Annotated in this window: 18 protein-coding genes and 2 tRNA genes; 5 read left to right on the top strand and 15 right to left on the bottom strand. The window is 53.0% G+C overall.

What is annotated here, in order from left to right:
- Positions 1 to 110 precede the first annotated feature (110 nt).
- Genes ELY25_RS10990 through sdhC form a run of 4 tightly spaced genes read right to left on the bottom strand, consistent with a single transcriptional unit; the run spans position 111 to position 3,343 of the window.
- Entirely contained in the window at positions 111 to 821 is a 711-nt protein-coding gene (locus ELY25_RS10990; RefSeq protein ID WP_126951326.1) for a succinate dehydrogenase iron-sulfur subunit, read from the bottom strand.
- Between the two features lie 27 nt (positions 822 to 848).
- Positions 849 to 2,621, bottom strand: coding sequence for a succinate dehydrogenase flavoprotein subunit (gene sdhA / locus ELY25_RS10985; RefSeq protein ID WP_126951325.1), 1,773 nt, complete (start codon positions 2,619 to 2,621; stop codon positions 849 to 851).
- Positions 2,622 to 2,624: 3 nt separating this feature from the next.
- Positions 2,625 to 2,972: a succinate dehydrogenase, hydrophobic membrane anchor protein gene (gene sdhD / locus ELY25_RS10980; RefSeq protein WP_126951324.1), complete on the bottom strand. Its 348-nt coding sequence runs from the start codon at positions 2,970 to 2,972 to the stop codon at positions 2,625 to 2,627.
- Complete coding sequence (sdhC, locus tag ELY25_RS10975; protein WP_126951323.1) at positions 2,966 to 3,343, bottom strand: succinate dehydrogenase, cytochrome b556 subunit; 378 nt, start codon at positions 3,341 to 3,343, stop codon at positions 2,966 to 2,968. The genes sdhD and sdhC overlap by 7 nt, the downstream gene beginning before the upstream one ends.
- A 500-nt stretch (positions 3,344 to 3,843) precedes the next feature.
- On the opposite strand from sdhC, the gene gltA reads away from it, so the two are divergent.
- Complete coding sequence (gene gltA / locus ELY25_RS10970) at positions 3,844 to 5,130, top strand: citrate synthase (protein ID WP_126951322.1); 1,287 nt, start codon at positions 3,844 to 3,846, stop codon at positions 5,128 to 5,130.
- 605 nt (positions 5,131 to 5,735) lie between these two features.
- Here gltA and ELY25_RS10965 read toward each other — a convergent pair.
- The 3 genes from ELY25_RS10965 to gltX all read right to left on the bottom strand — a co-directional run bounded on the left by ELY25_RS10965 (position 5,736) and on the right by gltX (position 7,568).
- Positions 5,736 to 5,811, bottom strand: a tRNA-Glu gene (locus ELY25_RS10965).
- Positions 5,812 to 5,884: 73 nt separating this feature from the next.
- A tRNA-Ala gene (locus ELY25_RS10960) sits at positions 5,885 to 5,960 on the bottom strand.
- Positions 5,961 to 6,089: 129 nt separating this feature from the next.
- Positions 6,090 to 7,568, bottom strand: coding sequence for a glutamate--tRNA ligase (gene gltX / locus ELY25_RS10955; RefSeq protein ID WP_126951321.1), 1,479 nt, complete (start codon positions 7,566 to 7,568; stop codon positions 6,090 to 6,092).
- Between the two features lie 287 nt (positions 7,569 to 7,855).
- Between gltX and ELY25_RS10950 the strand changes: the two genes are divergently transcribed.
- On the top strand, positions 7,856 to 8,380 hold the full coding sequence (locus tag ELY25_RS10950; protein ID WP_126951320.1) for a helix-turn-helix domain-containing protein: 525 nt from the start codon (positions 7,856 to 7,858) through the stop codon (positions 8,378 to 8,380).
- 19 nt (positions 8,381 to 8,399) lie between these two features.
- Here the strand turns inward: ELY25_RS10950 and ELY25_RS10945 are convergent, their stop codons facing one another.
- From ELY25_RS10945 to ELY25_RS10935, 3 genes are all read right to left on the bottom strand, one after another.
- Positions 8,400 to 8,972, bottom strand: a complete 573-nt coding sequence (locus ELY25_RS10945; RefSeq protein WP_126951319.1) for a hypothetical protein — start codon at positions 8,970 to 8,972, stop codon at positions 8,400 to 8,402.
- Positions 8,973 to 9,099: 127 nt separating this feature from the next.
- The gene (gene nfsA / locus ELY25_RS10940) at positions 9,100 to 9,831 is read right to left on the bottom strand and encodes an oxygen-insensitive NADPH nitroreductase (RefSeq protein ID WP_126951318.1); all 732 of its coding nucleotides are present in this window, start codon (positions 9,829 to 9,831) and stop codon (positions 9,100 to 9,102) included.
- Between the two features lie 78 nt (positions 9,832 to 9,909).
- Positions 9,910 to 10,176, bottom strand: a complete 267-nt coding sequence (locus tag ELY25_RS10935; RefSeq protein ID WP_126951317.1) for a DksA/TraR family C4-type zinc finger protein — start codon at positions 10,174 to 10,176, stop codon at positions 9,910 to 9,912.
- A 338-nt stretch (positions 10,177 to 10,514) separates the two neighbouring features.
- Between ELY25_RS10935 and ELY25_RS10930 the strand changes: the two genes are divergently transcribed.
- Positions 10,515 to 11,282 carry a class I SAM-dependent methyltransferase gene (locus ELY25_RS10930; RefSeq protein WP_126951316.1) on the top strand — a complete coding sequence of 256 codons (768 nt, stop codon included), beginning with the start codon at positions 10,515 to 10,517 and terminating at the stop codon, positions 11,280 to 11,282.
- A 69-nt stretch (positions 11,283 to 11,351) separates the two neighbouring features.
- Here the strand turns inward: ELY25_RS10930 and ELY25_RS10925 are convergent, their stop codons facing one another.
- The 3 genes from ELY25_RS10925 to ELY25_RS10915 form a co-directional block, all read right to left on the bottom strand.
- A complete protein-coding gene (locus ELY25_RS10925; protein WP_126951315.1) occupies positions 11,352 to 13,034 on the bottom strand; it encodes a methyl-accepting chemotaxis protein in 1,683 nt (560 codons plus the stop codon).
- 161 nt (positions 13,035 to 13,195) lie between these two features.
- Positions 13,196 to 14,257 (bottom strand): NAD(P)-dependent alcohol dehydrogenase, encoded by a 1,062-nt coding sequence (locus ELY25_RS10920; protein WP_126951314.1) that lies wholly within the window; start codon positions 14,255 to 14,257, stop codon positions 13,196 to 13,198.
- A gap of 13 nt (positions 14,258 to 14,270) precedes the next feature.
- Complete coding sequence (locus ELY25_RS10915; protein WP_126951313.1) at positions 14,271 to 14,480, bottom strand: hypothetical protein; 210 nt, start codon at positions 14,478 to 14,480, stop codon at positions 14,271 to 14,273.
- Between ELY25_RS10915 and ELY25_RS10910 the strand changes: the two genes are divergently transcribed.
- Positions 14,463 to 15,356, top strand: coding sequence for an AraC family transcriptional regulator (locus tag ELY25_RS10910; RefSeq protein WP_126951312.1), 894 nt, complete (start codon positions 14,463 to 14,465; stop codon positions 15,354 to 15,356). The genes ELY25_RS10915 and ELY25_RS10910 overlap by 18 nt on opposite strands.
- Before the next feature lie 7 nt (positions 15,357 to 15,363).
- Here the strand turns inward: ELY25_RS10910 and ELY25_RS10905 are convergent, their stop codons facing one another.
- Positions 15,364 to 15,789 carry a VOC family protein gene (locus ELY25_RS10905; protein WP_126951311.1) on the bottom strand — a complete coding sequence of 142 codons (426 nt, stop codon included), beginning with the start codon at positions 15,787 to 15,789 and terminating at the stop codon, positions 15,364 to 15,366.
- A 130-nt stretch (positions 15,790 to 15,919) separates the two neighbouring features.
- On the opposite strand from ELY25_RS10905, the gene ELY25_RS10900 reads away from it, so the two are divergent.
- On the top strand, positions 15,920 to 16,795 hold the full coding sequence (locus ELY25_RS10900; protein ID WP_126951310.1) for a LysR family transcriptional regulator: 876 nt from the start codon (positions 15,920 to 15,922) through the stop codon (positions 16,793 to 16,795).
- A 95-nt stretch (positions 16,796 to 16,890) separates the two neighbouring features.
- Here the strand turns inward: ELY25_RS10900 and mqo are convergent, their stop codons facing one another.
- Positions 16,891 to 18,594, bottom strand: a complete 1,704-nt coding sequence (gene mqo / locus ELY25_RS10895; RefSeq protein ID WP_126951309.1) for a malate dehydrogenase (quinone) — start codon at positions 18,592 to 18,594, stop codon at positions 16,891 to 16,893.
- Positions 18,595 to 18,618: the final 24 nt, after the last annotated feature.

Genomic DNA, 18,618 nt, shown 5'->3' with positions numbered 1-18,618 from the left:
CGTCGCCGCACCTTGTGACAAACCCTATGATAACAAGCGAAGCGCCACGATTTAAGTAGTAAAACGCGACTTGTTGCGTGGCAATCGCATTTTATTTACTCATAAGGTACTTATGTTGCGTCCGCGAGCAGCAAGTCACGGATTTTACCGATGGCGCGTGTCGGGTTTAAGCCTTTAGGGCAAACCGCCACACAGTTCATGATGCCACGGCAGCGGAACACCGAAAACGGGTCTTCCAGATCGGTCAACCGCTCACGGGTAGCGTTATCACGCGAGTCGGCCAGGAAGCGGTAAGACTGCAGCAGACCGGCCGGCCCCACGAACTTGTCCGGGTTCCACCAGAACGACGGGCAGGATGTCGAACAGCAGGCGCACAGAATGCACTCATAAAGACCGTCAAGCTTCTCACGGTCTTCAGGTGACTGCAGACGCTCGATGGCCGGCGCCGGGGTATCGTTCTGCAGGTACGGCTGAATACGCTCGTACTGCTTATAGAAGATTCCCATATCCACAACCATGTCACGAATAACCGGCAGGCCTGGCAGCGGGCGCAGGGTCAGCTTGTTGTTTTTTACAACGTCTGACAACGGCGTGATACAGGCCAGACCATTCTTGCCATTCATGTTCATACCGTCAGAGCCGCAGACACCCTCACGGCAGCTGCGACGGAACGCCAGACCGCTATCCTGCTCTTTCATCAGGTGCAGAACATCCAGCACCATGATGTCGCGTCCCTTGGTATCGACCTGGAACTCCTGCATATAGGGTGCGGAGTCGGTTTCCGGATTATAACGGTATACGGATACCTGAAGATTGGACATTGTAACTCCCTCTCGTCAATACGGAGCTTAGTAGGTACGAACCTTGGGTTCGAACGTATCAACAGTTTTCGGCTTGAAGTTGACGTCGCGCTGCTTCAGCTCTTTGGTGAGCGGGAAGTAGAGCGAGTGTTTCAGCCAGTTGACGTCATCACGGTCTGGGTAATCGTAACGTGAATGGGCACCGCGGCTCTCTTTACGCTCAAGGGCGGCAATTGCCGTCGCTTCGGCCACTTCCATCAGATTATCAAGTTCCAGCGCTTCTACACGGGCAGTGTTGAAAGCGTTGGATTTGTCAGGCAGGTGGGCGTTGGCAATACGACCGCGCAGGTCGGCAAGCTTTTGAACGCCTTCCACCATGTTTTTCTCTTCACGGAATACACCGAAAGAAGTTTGCATGATGTCCTGAAGTTCCGCTTTCAGCGCCGGAATACTCTCACCACCTTCAGACTCGTTCCAACGGGTGATACGCTTCATGGCGGATTCGATGTCAGACTCGGAGGCATCCAGGTACTCGATACCTTCGTTCAGCGCGCCCTCAATAAACATGCCGGCCGCACGTCCAAAGACCACCAAATCAAGCAAAGAGTTCCCACCGAGACGGTTAGCACCGTGAACCGATACACACGCCGCCTCACCACAGGCAAACAGACCGTTGATGATCTGGTCGTTGCCGCTTTCGTCCTGAAGAATCGCCTGACCATGAATATTGGTCGGAATACCGCCCATCATATAGTGGCAGGTCGGTACGACCGGAATCGGATCTTTCGCCGGATCAACATGGGCGAAGGTTTTGGAAAGCTCAACGATACCCGGCAGGCGCTTGCTCAGGACTTCTTCGCCCAGGTGGTCAAGCTTTAGGAAGACGTGATCGCCCTTCTCACCACAGCCGCGGCCTTCGAGAATTTCCATAACCATGGAGCGCGCAACAACGTCACGACCCGCCAGGTCTTTCGCGTTGGGCGCGTAACGCTCCATGAAGCGCTCGCCGTCTTTATTGATCAGGTAGCCACCTTCACCGCGGCAACCTTCCGTGACCAGCGTGCCCGCACCATAAATACCGGTCGGGTGGAACTGCCACATTTCCATGTCCTGCATCGGGAAGCCAGCACGCAGTGCCATACCGATACCGTCGCCTGTATTGATCAAGGCATTGGTGGTCGAAGCAAAGATCCGGCCAGCACCGCCGGTCGCCAGCACGGTTGCCTTGGATTTAACGTGAACGACTTCGCCGGTTTCGATGCACATGGCGATACAGCCCACCACATCACCGCTGCCATTCTTCACCAGATCAACCGCGTACCACTCATTCAAGAACGTCGTGTTGTTCTTCAGGTTGTTCTGGTAAAGCGTGTGCAGCAGCGCGTGGCCGGTACGGTCAGCCGCCGCACAGGTACGTGCTGCCTGGCCGCCTTCACCAAAGTTCTTGGACTGACCGCCAAATGGGCGCTGGTAAATACGACCGTTATCAAAGCGGGAGAACGGCAGACCCATGTGCTCAAGCTCAAATACGGCTTTAGGGCCTTCAGAACACATGTACTCCGACGCGTCCTGGTCGGCAATATAATCGCCGCCTTTAACGGTGTCGTACATGTGCCAGCGCCAATCATCTTCAGGGTCGGCGGAGGCGATAGCACAGGTAATACCACCCTGAGCAGAAACGGTGTGGGAGCGTGTCGGGAACACTTTGGAAAGAACGGCTGTCTTCTTACCGGATTTGGCCAGCTCCAGAGCAGCGCGCAGGCCAGCGCCACCGCCACCAATAATAATGGCGTCAAACGTCAGGCTACGAAGGTTAGACATGTATCAAGCTCCCCACAGAATTTGAATGCCCCACACCAGATAGACGAAGATGGCCAGAATGATCAGCGTCTGGGCACCCACGCGCAGGCGAGTGGACTTGAGATAATCGGTAGTTACGGTCCACAGGCCAATCCACGCGTGTGCTGCAATGGAAATAAAGGCTAGCAGCGAGAAGATCCGCATCCACGTTTGGTTAAAAAGGCTGCTCCAGGTGTAGTAATCAAGATCTGGATTAAACAGCAGGTAAGCAACCATAAAGACCGTATAAACGGCCAGCACAACCGCAGAAACGCGCTGCATCAACCAGTCAGACAGCCCGCTGCGGCCAAAACTTGTGATGTTGGTTACCATACCCAGACTCCTGCCAGAATAATCAGAACCGCACTGACCACTACGGTGATCTGTGCTTTTTGTATGCTACCTTCAAGAGTCACACCGATATCCGCATCCATTAACAGGTGCTTAATCCCTGCCACGAAATGGAACGCCAGAGCGGACAGCAGCCCCCAGGCAACAAACTTGGCCAGTAAGTTGTTGGCCAGTGCGTTGCTAACCGCATCGAAGCCTGCCGGAGAGGACAGTGACTTGCCCAACGCCCAAAAAGCGAATACCAGGCCAACGAACAGGATGACACCCGTAACACGGTGGGTGATCGACGTCAGGGCCGGCAGTGGGAAGTGTATCGTAGTTAGATCTAGATTTACGGGTCGTTTGCTATTCACGGCTTATACACACTCTCTTGGCCCGCTCTGCGACAGGTCGGGCATAGCCCGAGCGGGCAGTGGTTGCTGGAAGGGGCTCGGCCGTTTGCCAAGTCAAGCACGACCACCTACCTCCCGGTCGCGCGCCGAGGATTATAAGAACCTTCGCCCCTGCTGACAAACCGAACTCGGGCCTAACTCGACTATGGTGCAAAAAAAAGCGGCCAACCCGAGTCGATTTTGCGATGCAGCATCGATATAGTGACAGAGCTTAGATCATTTGATAAGCCTGTTAAGAAGTCGTCAAAGCTCTAACACTTCGCTACTATGATCAGTATCGTCCATATACAAATATTATTCACAAAAATAAGCTCTGCATAACCTTGTTTGCATTCACCATGCCTAGCGTTTTGCCCAATTGACAAAATGTCGCACGCTTCTATAGTGGGCAAACCTTTTCGCCGGCGCGGTAAGCGAAACAATGACTTTACGTCCCAACCCGAATCCGAAAGGAGGCCAGCATGGCTGACAGGAAAGCAACATTGACGGTAGACGGTCTAGACAAAACGATCGAGCTGCCCATGTACTCCGGCACTCTTGGCCCCGACGTTATTGACGTTCGCGGCCTGGGGGCCGAAGGCCTGTTCACCTACGACCCCGGCTTTATGGCCACCTCTTCTTGCCAATCTGCCATTACCTATATCGATGGCGGCAAGGGCGTACTGCTGCACCGCGGCTACCCCATTGATCAATTGGCAAAAGAGTCCAACTTTGTTGAGATGTGCTATACGCTGTTCTTTGGCGAACTGCCTAATGACGAGCAGTACGCTGATTTCGCTGCGCGTATTCGTAACCATACGATGGTGCATGATCAGATTAATAACTTCTTCAAAGGGTTCCGCCGTGATGCGCACCCGATGTCCATTCTGTGTGGCGTAGTTGGCGGCCTGGCGGCGTTCTACCATGACCATATGGACATCACCAAGGAAGAAGATCGTACGGTTAGCGCTATTCGTCTGATCGCGAAAATGCCTACCATTGCCGCCATGTCGTACAAGTACAACATCGGCCAGCCGTTCAACTATCCGCGCAATGACCTGAACTATGCAGAGAACTTCCTCTACATGATGTTCAGCAACCCTTGCGAAGAGTACAAAATCAATCCGGTTTACGCGAAAGCCATGGATCGCATCTTCATGCTGCATGCCGACCATGAGCAGAATGCGTCCACTTCTACCGTACGCCTGGCAGGCTCGACCGGCGCCAATCCGTTTGCGTGCATCAGCGCAGGCATTGCCGCACTCTGGGGCCCGGCGCACGGCGGCGCCAACGAAGCCGTACTGATGATGCTTGACGAAATCGGCGACGATTCCGAAGAGAACATTCAGCGGTTCGTTGACAAGGCTAAAGACAAGGAAGATCCGTTCAAGCTAATGGGCTTCGGTCACCGCGTTTATCGCAACTTTGATCCGCGTGCCAAGGTAATGAAAGAGACCTGCGATGAAGTACTGGCCGAACTGGGCCTGGCCGATGATCCGCAGCTCAAGATTGCCAAGCGCCTTGAACAGATTGCGTTGGAAGATGAGTACTTCATCGAACGCAAGCTGTACCCGAACGTCGACTTCTACTCGGGCATCATTCTGAAAGCCATGGGTATCCCCACCAACATGTTTACGGTCATCTTTGCCGTATCACGCACGATTGGCTGGATTTCCCACTGGAACGAAATGCTCAGCGAAAGCTACAAGATCGGTCGTCCGCGCCAGCTGTACACGGGCCACGATCAGCGCGATTATCCAAAGAAGTAATTGCTCGACGTTTAATCGTTCAGAAGGCCACCCACGGGTGGCCTTCTTGGTTTATACCCTCAAGCCAATGCCCCTTTGTCTTTCGCCCTAGCGCTTTTTATGTCCCATTAACACCCTAGCCATAGCCTTGCCTCCTAGCACCTCCACAGCGCTCTATAGCCGCGACAGAACCCCAACCTTAATGTACGGCAGTAGACGAAAGCACCACTTAAAAAAGCGGCTTGATACTGGCAATAAGGCTTGACATTCTCGCCAGCGGGTTTAGAAAAATGTTTTCCACACTATCTGTGGATAAGCTTGTTTATAACCACTCGAAAACGTCCCGCAATCGCCATGAACAGTGGCCTAGCCTTAAATTGGTTATTTTTTGACCTTGCATAAGTAATTGATTTTAAACAAAATAATCTATTTTGAATATTTTTTTGAGCAGATATAACGAGTTGTGCACAACTCGCCTAAAAGATCACAAAAAGTGGACAAGTCAAGCGAAAATCCTCGCAATAAGAGAGAATTTAGCTTGCTTTTAAGAAGCAGCGGACAGGCAAAAACACAGCAAATGAATGAGATCATTGCTGTATTAAAAAATGGGGAAGCATGCAAAGTGATGGCGTCCCATAGGGGGTTCGAACCCCTGTTACCGCCGTGAAAGGGCGGTGTCCTGGACCACTAGACGAATGGGACGTTGAACGATCAAGCTACCGACTATTAGTCAGCAACCTCATTGCGATGACTGTAACCGAATCATCAACAATAGTGGTGGAGCCTAGCGGGATCGAACCGCTGACCTCAACACTGCCAGTGTTGCGCTCTCCCAGCTGAGCTAAGGCCCCACATGTCCTGAAGACGGAGCGTATAGTACTGATTACCCTCGCCTTCGTCAACCCTCTCGAACACAGGAAAACGCCAAATTCATAAGGGCTACGGAAAATGGCGTTTCCCAGAGCGATCAGCTTAACGATTTACAGGTCCCGATACTCTTTCTCGAAGCGTTTCGCCTGCTTCTTGGAAACCCCACCCAGCACATCAATGGCACTGCGCAGGCGTGCCCGGGTTACATCCGAGCCCAGAATCGCCATTGCATCCATTACTGACGTACTGGACGTGCTTCCGGTAATGGCGACAAACACAGGCGCCAGGAACGCCTTCATTTTTAGCTCAAAGTGGACTGCAAGACTTTTCACCTCTTCAAGCAATGCCTCTTTATTCCAAGCCGGCACGGCCTCAAGGCGCCATACCAAGAACTGCAGCAGTTTCACCAGCTCTTCTTTCTCAAGTTTGACGCTATTGAAGTCATCCTCGCTCAGTTCAGGCAACCCTGAAAAGAAGTGCCCCGCCAGCGGCATTACCTGTGAAAGTGTTTCTACCCGCGGACGCACCTGAGGCAGTATCTGCTTGATATAAGTGTCATTGAACGCCCATTCGCGTAGCGCGTTAAGCAGGGCGTCATCATCAAGATCTTCGCGAATGTACACCCCGTTGAGCCAGGTCAGCTTTTCAAGGTCAAATACCGGTCCACCTAGTGACACACGCTGAATATCGAACTCTTCCATCATATCGGGCAAGCTAAACTTTTCGCGCTCATCGGGCATCGACCAGCCCATGCGTCCCAGGTAGTTGGTAACCGCCTGGGGCAAAAAGCCCATCCGACGATAGTAATTGATCGAGGTAGGGTTTTTACGCTTGGAAAGTTTTGATTTATCAGGGTTGCGCAACAGCGGCATATGGCACAGCTCGGGCATTTCCCAGCCAAAGTACTCGTACAGCAGCTGATGTTTGGGCGCCGAGTTGATCCACTCCTCGCCACGCAGTACGTGGGTGATGCCCATCAAGTGATCATCAACCACATTGGCCAGATGGTAAGTCGGCATGCCATCGGACTTGAGCAGCACCTGAGCGTCAATTTGTGCCCAGTCGACTTCAATCGTCCCTCGCAGCATGTCCTTCACAACGCAGACGCCTTCGCTTGGCACATTCATGCGCACGACATAGGGCCAGTTTTCCTGCTCACGGCGAGCTACTTCCGCATCATCCAGCGCTAAATCGCTCGGCTTGAATGCAAGCTGCAGGCCGGCTTCCTTGCGCGATTCGCGCAGCGCATCCAGCTCTTCGGTAGTGCGATAGCATTTAAAAGCGTGACCGGCGTCCAGGAGTTGTTGAGCATACTGGGCATAGATTTCCCCCCGCTCACTTTGACGGTATGGCCCATGCGGGCCGCCTACGTCTGGACCTTCATCCCACTCAAGTCCTAGCCAGCGCAGGGAATCCAGAATCATCTGTTCGGATTCAGGCGTTGAGCGTACGCGGTCCGTATCTTCGATACGCAAGATAAACTGCCCGCCATGCTGACGCGCGAAGCATAAATTAAACAGCGCAATATAAGCCGTACCAACGTGGGGGTCACCCGTGGGGGAAGGGGCTATGCGAGTGCGAACGGTCATCAAGACATCCTTATAGCGAGAAAGCGTAGCAATATTATACCTACCCTACGCACAACCAACAGCGTCATGGAGGGAACGTCTTACGTATATAAGCGTCAAAGTAAACGTAATAAGGTTATAGATTTCAGGATGCGCGGTTTTACACAATCGCATAGAATTGTGCTGTCGCCAAAATTGGCGATTGTGCATAAAAAAGAGCTTTAAATGCATCTAGAATGCTTCTATCACCGTATAAGTGGTAAAAGTTAACTTAACGAGCTGATAACGCTCATTTATAGGAAATCGAAATGGAATCGCTAGGCTCACGTATCAAGCAATTGCGGCTTAGGGCCAAGCTTAATAAGGCTGCCTTGGCGCGCAAAGTTGGTGTGTCTGATGTCACCATTTCTTACTGGGAGTCTGGGGCAATCAAGCAAATCGGTCATGAGCGCTTAGTTGCGCTTGCCGAGGCATTGGATTGCTCGCTGGCTACCCTATTGGAAGGTGATACTGCTCCTCAGCTATTGACGTTGACCCATACTGGCCCTCTCCCCTGGGAGCAAGTACAGGCAACCACGATAACTGTTCCGCACTACCTGTCTTTAAATATTGATTGGAAGGCGCCGTGCGTCATGGCTACCCCCGGCCCTGATACGGACTTTACACCAGTCGCGGCTAATGATCTGCTGCTACTTGGCCCAACGCATGTATTCCATAAAGCAGGGCATTATCTCATTTTGCGCGATGAGCGTTTTGTTCTTGAGCATTTTGCAAAAGCGCCTTCTGATACGGCAATTCATGCGGTACTGTTAGCGCATTGGCGTTCTGTCTAAAGCATCTCTCCCCTATCGTTTAATGAACTTCCACCTGGTCACGTGTACGTCTTGGTTCATCCCCCACCAAGAAACGGCGTGAGTAGGTGGCTACCTGACCTAACCCATGGCGGGACTGGCTGACCAGCTCTCCCGCCAAATACTCGCCTCTATCACCAATACGCTCGCGCACAGTTTCCGGCTGAACACTTGCTTCAGAGAGTTGTACATGGACCATGTACCCACCATCCGGCAGACCACTTCCTGAACCAAATGGCCCAGCGCTAAAGCGCCCATCGCTTACCGCGGTGCGTGACTGCCAACGAACGCGGCTCAACTCACGTTCGACAACAACCTGCACCTGGGCACTGTCAGGCAAATTGGTCTCGCCTTCTACCATCAGGCGGCGGTCACTGCGCAGTGAAACGGATGTAGAAATCGTCACATTCAATGGGTCGACCTGCTCATCTACAACGGCCGGCGCATCCACTTGAGCGGGAGCAGATGTCTGCTCTGGCAATTCACGTAGCGGCTCTTCTTCCGACCCACCGCATCCAGCGAGCACTAATAAAGACACCAGTATCAGGCTAAAACCTGTGTGTAGCTTATGCATTATGCTTCCTCGACAACGGCAACTTACAGGTTATCACTGCAGCCCGTTGGCCACAGTGAATTAGACCGTTCACGAAGTAAATTACGTCAAAACAGAAGCGAGAGCGAGGGTTACGCCTGTAAGGCGCTTACTTCATTTCAAAACCCCGCTCAATCAAGAACTCACGCATGTGGGGTCGCAGCTTGTTATCAAACAGTGGCGTAAGGTTATGTGACCAGTCAGTATTTTTATTGCTGCTACTGCGCGACTGATAGTAAGCCTGCATGGTGGTATCGAATGCCTCGACCTGTTCGCCGTCGTCGCTGTAGTAGTCTTCTTTTAAAATAGCCTCAACCGGTAAGCGGGGTTTCACTTCAGGCTCATGCTCTGGGTAACCCAGGCACATCCCGAATACGGGATAGACGTGTTCAGGCAGTTTCAATAGATCGCTGATGGCCTGAGGATTATTGCGAATACCGCCGATATAACAGATGCCCAGCCCTTCGGACTCAGCCGCTGTAGCGACATTTTGCGCCATCAAGGCGGTATCCACGGTAGCTACCAGAAGCTGTTCAGTCATGCCGCGGATGACATTGGCGCCGGTCCGCTCTGATGCTTCGGTAGGGCGTTTCATATCCGCACAGAAGACCAAGAAGTCTGAGCAGTTGACTATATAGCTTTGTCCACCCGCCAACTCGGCAATCTGCTCTCGGTTGGCAGGATTCTTAACATGAATGACGGTATAGGCCTGAACATGGCTGGACGTAGCCGCCCCCTGCCCTGCCCGGATAAGTTCGACCAGTAATTCATGCGGAATGGGACGGTCACTGAATTTACGAATGGAGCGATGGGATTTCAGCAGCTTGATGACGTCGTTCATGATACCTCGCTTATCTAAATAACGAACCTGACGCTTTACCTAATGAGGGCAAATTTACTCAATGCAAGTAAACCTCTGCTAACGCAGCTGGCTATCTTTGCTCCCCCGTCGGTTATAACCGCTGACATTAGACTGTTTTTTATCCTGCTCGCTCTGACACGCTATACACAGCCGAACGCCGGGCACAGCGAGACGCCGCGGTTCAGGAATGGGGGCATCGCACTCCTCACAGTACCGACGACTTTCCCCACGTGGAAGCTGGCTACGGGCTCGCTCCACGGCATCATCCAGCGTTCTTTCAATCTGCTCCTGCTCGGCACCATCCTTTGCCCATCCCCCGGCCATCACTTTGCTCCTATTTGATTGCCTATCTACCAAGAGTAGAAGCTTTTGAGTAAGCGATAAAGCCTCGGTTAGCTGGAATAAAGCGCCGTTAAATAGTCATCAATGCTGGCGCGACGGCGTTCTCGCTGCGCGGCACAAGGATCTGCATTGCATGGATAAGGGTGGAGGGATTCGATAAATCAAACTGATTCCTAGTGGCTAATGTCATTCGTCGCCTGCCCGTATAACGTCAGGTGATGCAGCCAAAAAATATTCTTTAGCGAGAGAAGACGTTAGGTTGCACCGAGCTATACTCTTTATACTCCCCGTGCAAAATATAACGATGCTAGGAAGCTGCCATGAATAATATTACGTCTCACGCGTCTGGCCAGGAATGGAATGCTAGCCACTATGCTGAAAATGCTCCCTTTGTTCCAAAACTAGGTCACGAGCTGATTAAGCTTTTATCACCTCAACCGGGGCAGCGTATTCTGGATTTGGGCTGTGGGGATGGCGCACTAACCGAGCGTCTGGTCCAATTAGGTGCTGACGTATTAGGCGTGGATAGTTCAGAAGACATGGTGTCCGCTGCCCGCGAACGGGGTGTTACCGCACGCGTTGTCGATGCCCATGAGCTCCCCTTTGACCATGAGTTTGATGCCGTTTTCAGCAACGCCGCGCTTCACTGGATGCTTGACCCTCAAGCGGTTTTGGCTGGCGTAAAGCGGGCGCTGAAGCCGGGCGGCCGCTTTGTGGCAGAGTTTGGGGGGCACGGCAACGTAGCAGCTATCTGCACGGCCCTGATTGCCTCCCTGCAGTTTCGGGGTATTAGTTCTCGCGGGCGTCACCCATGGTACTTCCCCACTACTGAAGAGTACGCCAACATTCTGCAAACCGTAGGGTTCAAGGTCGATACAATTGAACTGATCCCAAGACCCACCCCCCTGCCAACCGGCATGGCGGGCTGGCTTGAAACCTTCGCCAATCCGTTTTTGAGCGGCTTGGAGGAGGATCTTCGCCACTCAATTATTGATAACACCTTAGTGCTCCTTTCCCACAGTTTAAGCGACGGTCAGGGCAACTGGACCGCCGATTACGTACGCCTGCGCGTATCCGCTCACGTATAAAGCTTTCCACCCACCTGCCAATACGCATTAAGACTGAAGCAAGACGGGTAGGTGGTCAGCAGTGTCGGTCTAGAACTCATCCCAATCATCGGTTTCCTTGACCAACACCTTCCGCGAAGGGTTAGCACCGGAAGCCCTATTCGTTTGCATGGCATGTGAAGCAGGTAGAGGTGGAGTAACTAACGCTTTCTGGTCAGCACTGCCTGCCTGCTCATCAAGACGAAAGGTAGCCATTAGCTCTGCCAGTTGGCGCGCTTGGTCTTCAAGCGCGCTAGCTGCGCTGCTGGTCTGCTGCACCAGTGCCGCATTTTGCTGAGTCACTGAATCCATTTCTGTCAGTGCAGCATTAATCTGCTCAATCCCCCCATTCTGCTCGCGGCTCGCGGTGGATATTTCTCCCATCAACGTTGTCACTTGCCCGATTGCCTGCACCGCTTGTGAAATGGTCGAGCCACTGCGTTCTGCCTGCTCAGCGCCGCTATTGATTTGTGAGGTCGTCTGCTCAATCAGGCTACGGATCTCTTTTGCCGAGGCGGCACTGCGTGTAGCCAGCGAGCGAACCTCACTGGCCACCACCGCAAATCCACGTCCCTGTTCACCGGCTCTGGCCGCTTCCACCGAGGCATTGAGGGCCAGAATATTGGTTTGGAAAGCAATCGAGTCGATAACGCCGATAATATCGTTAATGCGGTTTGCGCTGGCCGCTATTTCACGCATCAGAGCTACCGTGCGCTGAACCTCCTCGCCCCCTGCCGCTGCTGACTGGGAAGCCGCTCCCGATAGCTGATCAGCGGTTTGCGCTGTCTCCGCATTCTTACTGACGGTGGTCGACATCTGCTCCATGCTGGAAGCCGTTTGCTGCAGTGCAGACGCCTGCTGTTCGGTGCGTGAAGAGAGATCCTGACTTCCCGCCGAGATATCGCCTGCACCACTAAAAACACTTTCACTACTACTGCGTAAGGAAAGTACCAGGGTTTTCAGCTTGGCTTGCATGTCAGCCAGCGCTCTAAATAGTTGACCTATTTCGTTACGCCCGCGCGCTTCAATACGGTCAGTCAGGTTCCCATCCGCAATAGTGGCGAAGTGGGCGATTGCCTGATTAAGGGGGCGCACAACACTGCGCATCATGGCCATGCGGATAATGATGGCGGCAGTTAATGAAAGAATGAGTAAAGCGACCGCAATCACTCCGATGGTTTGGGTCAGGGTCTCCACCTGCTCAATTACACGCTGCCCCTGCGCTTCGGTGTAGGCGATAAAATCATGCATGGCTTCGTCTAACTGCACACCAATCTCGCCTAATGCTTCCTGGCGGCGCTGCACCTGAAATGGCGGCGCATCCAGCAAAGGCACAATGCCTTCAGTGATAAATGCTGCATAGCTCAGCACGATAGCCTCACGGTAGCTGACAAGCTCGCTTTCCACAGGCACTGGCAAAGTCTTGAAGTCGTCAAAGTTCGCCTGGGCCGCCGCCACGGCCTCAATGGCTAGCTGCAGGTTTTCCTGGCCTTTTTCAGGGTTTCCCTGGGTACTGAAACTTGCAAAACGATCGAGGAAGGTTTGCGCTCGTAGCGCATTTACCTGAGTGCGGTTAGCCAGATTGGTTAACCGCACGTTGATATCGGTTAACTCTTCAAGAGTTCTGCCGCTGGTGTGATTGGCGTAGAACCCGAGCCCGCTGATCAATCCGATCATGAGCACCATCAAGGCTAACGCCGCCGTTAAACTCCACTTAATTGAAAGATGTCTCATCCTGTTGATCCCTTTGTTTTTTTATAGTTCGTTTATGGGTATCGGCCGGAGCAAACCAAGCTTAAGCGCTTTGCGGGGTGCTATCGACTTATGTATAACGAAAAGGCATAAAAAAACCCACCGTGACCGAGGTCAGGGTGGGTAGATAAATATCCACGCTTCTAAATAGTGGTATTTTTAAGCGTTGCCATATCAATCACGAAACGATAGCGCACATCGCCTTTCTCCATGCGCTCAAAGCCTTCGTTGATGTTGTTGATATCCAGCATTTCGATATCGCAGGTAATATTCTGCTCGGCGCACAGCTGGAGCAGCTCCTCAGTTTCAGTGATGCCGCCGATCAGCGAGCCCGCTACCACTCGACGTTTGAACACCAGGTTGAAGGCTTCAATAGCCGGCTCAATAGGCTCCAAAAGGCCAACAATGATATGCGTGCCGTCGTATTTGAGTGAGGTAAGGTAAGGGTTCAGGTCGTGCTGTACCGGTACGGTATCCAGCATGAAATCGAAGGTTTCCGCCACCGCGTCCATTTGTGCCTGGTCGCTCGACACCACCACGTGGTCAGCGCCGTTGCGCTTGGCTTCTTCCACCTTGGCATCAGAGCGGGTAAATACGGTGACTTCCGCCCCCAGCGCTTTGGCAAGCTTCACACCCATGTGGCCAAGGCCGCCCATGCCGACCACGCCTACCTTGTGACCCTTACCCACGCCGTGATGCTTAAGCGGTGAATAGGTGGTAATACCGGCACACAAAATCGGCGCGGCGGAGGCAAGATCAATATCGTCCGGCATTTTTAGCACGAAGTGCTCGCTGACAACGATGGCGTCCGAGTAACCGCCCTGAGTAATAGTATCGTCCTGTCGATCAGGGCTGCCGTAGGTCATGGTAAACCCTTCCAGGCAGTACTGCTCCACGCCATCTTTGCAGGCGCTACAGGTGCGGCAGGAGTCGACCATGCAGCCAACACCCACCAGGTCGCCTTCCTTGAAGCGGCTCACCTTGTCGCCTACTGCAGTGACACGACCCACGATTTCATGGCCGGGCACGACCGGATACTGACTCATGCCCCAATCGTTACGGGCAAAGTGCAGGTCGCTGTGGCAAACCCCACAGTAAAGAATCTCAATGGCGACATCATCAGCACGCGGTTGACGACGCTCAAATGAAAAAGGCGCTAACGGTTTATCCGCCGCAAAGGCAGCGTAGGATTTAGCTTGGCTCATCAGATAAAACTCCTTAAATCGGTGATCCTCTTGACCATGAGGACGCCTGACCATTATTCGCCGATTGAGCTGCAATAACGATGAGCGAAGCTCCGTATTTTTTGCCTATTCCTCCATATAAGTGTGATAAAATAACAAAAAATAGCCGATATTTTGACACTATTATCCGAAGCCATCCATTTCCAAACTTTTCAGGCAGGTCTTCATGAGCACGCTGCTTCATACCTACCCGTCCTTGGCACACACTATTGCAGCGCTAACCAAGGCAGACGGCATCACCCCGACGCACTTACCGAGCGTCTCACTGCTTCGTCTGGGGCGCCATCAAGCGCGTACTCCTTTACTGTACGAGCCCAGCCTGACCGTTATTACCCTGGGCCGGAAAGTGGGCTATCTGGGCGATCGTGAAATTCACTATAACCCCGGGCACTACTTGGTACAGACCCTACCGCTGCCGTTTGAGTGTGAAACCCATGGTTCACCCGAAGCGCCGCTGCTGGGTATTTCGGTAAAGCTGGATCCGGCGCTGTTAAGCGAAATGGTTATGGCCATGGGCGATATCAGCGCACCGACTATTTCCCCGAAACCCATGGCGTCGGTTGCCATGACATTAGGCATGCAGGATGCGGTGGATCGGCTAGCCGGTACACTGACGTGCGAAATAGAATGCGCCATCATGGGAGCAGCACGCATTCGTGAGGTGGTTTTCGAGGCGCTGAAAGGGGAGCAAGGGCCAGCACTTAGAGCGCTAGTGAACGGCCAAGGGCACTACTCACGAATAGTGCAGGTGCTGTCGAAGCTTCACGTAAGTTTCGCTGATGAGTTTAGGGTCGAGCAGCTGGCCCAGCAGGCCAGCATGAGCGTTTCGACATTTCATCACTATTTCAAGCAGATCACTCGCGCTTCCCCAACCCAGTATCTGAAGCGGCTGCGGCTGATAAAAGCCCAGCAGCTTCTGTCGCAGCAGGGGCATAACGTCAATCAGGCGGCATTGGCGGTGGGGTATCGTAGCGTGCCGCAATTCAGCCGCGACTATAAACGCTACTTTGGCGAATCTCCCCTACAACATCGCCGCCAGGAGCAGATGCTGCAGGGGTAATTATCGCTTACTTGGCAAAGATTTGGCTCTTGTCCTTGAACGCCTTGAACTCTAATGCGTTACCACAGGGGTCGAGCAGGAACATGGTGGCCTGCTCGCCCACTTCGCCTTTAAAGCGCACGTAAGGTTCGATAACAAAGACGGTGTTGCGTGACTTCAAGCGCTCAGCCAGGTCTTCCCACTCATCCCACTCCAGAATTACGCCGAAATGCGGCACCGGCACGTCATGACCATCCACAGGATTAGTATGAGCATTTTCCTGGCTAGGTGTTTTAGGGTGGCCATGAATGACCAGCTGGTGGCCAAAAAAGTTGAAGTCGACCCAGTTGTCACTGGAGCGCCCTTCTTCCAAGCCGAAAACGTCGTTGTAAAAAGCCCGGGCTAATGCCACATCGTAAACTGGAATGGCCAGATGGAAAGGGGAAAGGCTCATAGTGGTCTCCTGCTCGCTATCGTTATGTAATGAGTGACACAGAGTGCCAACCTGTAATGGTTATCCTAGGCCGAGCCATATAAAAATAAAATCAATATCTTTTTTGCCAACTCACAAATATTATTTATCAATGATACGAGAATTGAAAACCTTAACAGCCGTTGCTCAAGAAGGCACTTTTGCCTCGGCAGGCCAAAAAATTGGTTTAACACAAGCGGCTGTCAGCGCACAGATGAAGCGGTTGGAAGAGCAGCTGGGCGTTACCCTGTTTGCTCGAAAAGGTCGCGCGGCGGTATTAACGGCGCAAGGTCAGGAAGTCCTTCAACAGGCGCATACCTTATTAGCCCTTTACCGGACGCTTGGCGAAGCCAATACCGGTAAGCCTACCAGCACCCCGGTGAACATAGGCGCTATCGCCTCCATTCAGCGCTCGCTACTGCCCAGTGCCCTGGCCCGCTTTCACCGTGCTTATCCAGGCTGCCAAAGCCGCGTGTTGCCAGGGCTTTCCATGGCGCTGGTCAATCAGGTGGATGCGGGTGAGCTTGATATGGCGGCTATTATTCGCCCGTCTTTCTCGCTGCATAGCGATTTACGCTGGACGACGCTTGCCCATGAGCCTTACCGGCTGATAGTTCCAGCCGCTATTAAAGGCGACGACTGGCGTGAGTTGCTTGCCCGTGAGTCTTTTGTCCGCTACGACCGCACCTCGTTTGGCGGCCGCCAGGTCGACCGCTTTTTACGCGCCCAGCACTGTCACGTGCGTGAACTGTGTGAGGTGGACGAGTTGGATACAATTATCCAACTGGTTGCCAATAGCGTGGGCATTGCCCTGGTACCAGAAGTGGCCGCACTGCAGCCCTGGCCAACCGCGGTACGCGCCATCCCACTCAGCGAGCATACGTTTCATCGCGATGTAGGCTTGATCCATCGCGACAGTAGCCAGTTGAGCACTCCAGCCCGCGCCCTTGCCCAGCTGATTTGTGAAGCTGCCAATCCTCATCATTGAAGCCAAAAAAAACGCTAGCCCCTTGAAAGGAGCTAGCGTTATTGACTGCACCTGATATGACACATCAGTGCATTCAAGCTTGAGTAGGCAAAACCTTACAGAGCAACTTCTTGTGTTTCGGCGTCCTGCTCTTCGCTTTGCGTATCGGCACTTTCGTCAGCGCTGCTTTCTTCACCGGCATCAGCGGCTTCAGATTCAGGCTGTACGTTTTCCACTTCTGTTTGAGCATCTGTGCCTGTTTCAGCAGCATTCATCGGCTCGTTCAACTTGAGCGTTTCTGCGGTATACACACGCATTTCACGCAACAGCTCCGGGTTTTCGGAAAGGCGCTGGCCGTAAGACGGTACGATTTGCGTCAATTTTTCCTGCCACGCATCGCTTTGCACCTGCTCAGAGAACACGTTTTCCAGCAAATGCAGCATGATGGGCGGCGCGGTTGACGCACCAGGTGAAGCACCCAGAAGTGCTGCAATTGAGCCGTCTTCAGAACTTACTACTTCGGTACCAAACTGTAGAAGGCCGCCACGCTCAGGATCGTTCTTGATAATCTGAACCCGCTGGCCAGCTGTCCAAAGTTTCCACTCATCACGGTTTGCTTCAGGATAGAAGCCCTGCAGCGCCTCAAAGCGGTCGTCGTCAGACATCATCACCTGGCCGACCAGGTAGCGCACCAGGTTGAAGTTATGCAGCCCTACCTGGGTTGTCGGCCAAATATTGCTAAACGTCAAGGAGCCAAACAGGTCAGTCCAGGAGCCTTCTTTCAAGAACTTGCTAGAGAATGTGGCAAACGGACCATAGAACAGCGCAGGTTGGCCATCCAGATTACGGAAGTCCATGTGAGGCACTGACATCGGCGGAGAACCTTCGCCCGCTTTGGCATACACCTTGATCTGGTGCTGGGCTACGACTTCAGGATTGGTGGTGTAAAGGAACTGGCCACCCACCGGGAAGCCGGCGTAGGCATCAGCTTCGGGAATACCTGCTTCCTGAAGCAGCGGCAGCGCGGCACCGCCAGCACCAATAAACACAAACCGCGCGTCAACGGTGGATTCATCACCGCTTTCCAGGTTTTTGATCGTCACGTGCCAGGTATCATCGTCATTACGCTCAAGGCCGCGCACTTCACTGTTAAGCGAGAGTGTGAAGTTATCGCTATCGCTCAAACCTTCAATCATTTGGCGGGTTTGGGCGCCATAATTGACCTCGGTACCCATCTGCATGCGCGTGGCGGCAACGGGCTCGTTTTCATCACGACCTGCCATCACCAACGGCATCCACTCAGCGATCTCTTGGCGATCTTCCGAGTATTCCATGCCTTCATACAGCGGATTTTCGGTCATGCGTGCATAGCGTTCGCGCAGGAAAGCGACATCGTCTTCCCCCCACACCAACGCGTGATGTGGCACCGAGTTGATAAAAGCCTTGGGGTCGCTCAGGATGCCCTGGTCAACCTGGTGAGCCCAGAACTGACGAGAAATTTCAAACTGTTCGGTAACATTAACCGCACGCTCAATTTCAACGTGATCGCCATCACCCGGCGTATAGTTCATTTCCATGAAGGCAGAGTGACCGCTGCCCGCGTTGTTCCAAGCGTTGGAACTCTCCTCAGCTACCTGGCCCAGGCGCTCGTAAAGATGGATATCCCAATCGGGCTCTAACTCCTGAAGGTAAGTACCTAGCGTGGCGCTCATGATACCGCCACCAATCAATACAACATCAACAGGCTCATCCGCCGCAACGGGCATCGCTGCAAACGCTAAAAGCGGTGTGCAGAGTAAAAAACTTAAATGTTTATGCATGTCATATCCTGACGATACAGAAAT

Source organism: Vreelandella populi (assembly GCF_003989825.1).
Classification (GTDB): domain Bacteria; phylum Pseudomonadota; class Gammaproteobacteria; order Pseudomonadales; family Halomonadaceae; genus Vreelandella; species Vreelandella populi.
The sequence above is the reverse complement of the archived record's forward strand: the minus strand, read 5'-3'. Positions and strand labels throughout refer to the sequence as shown.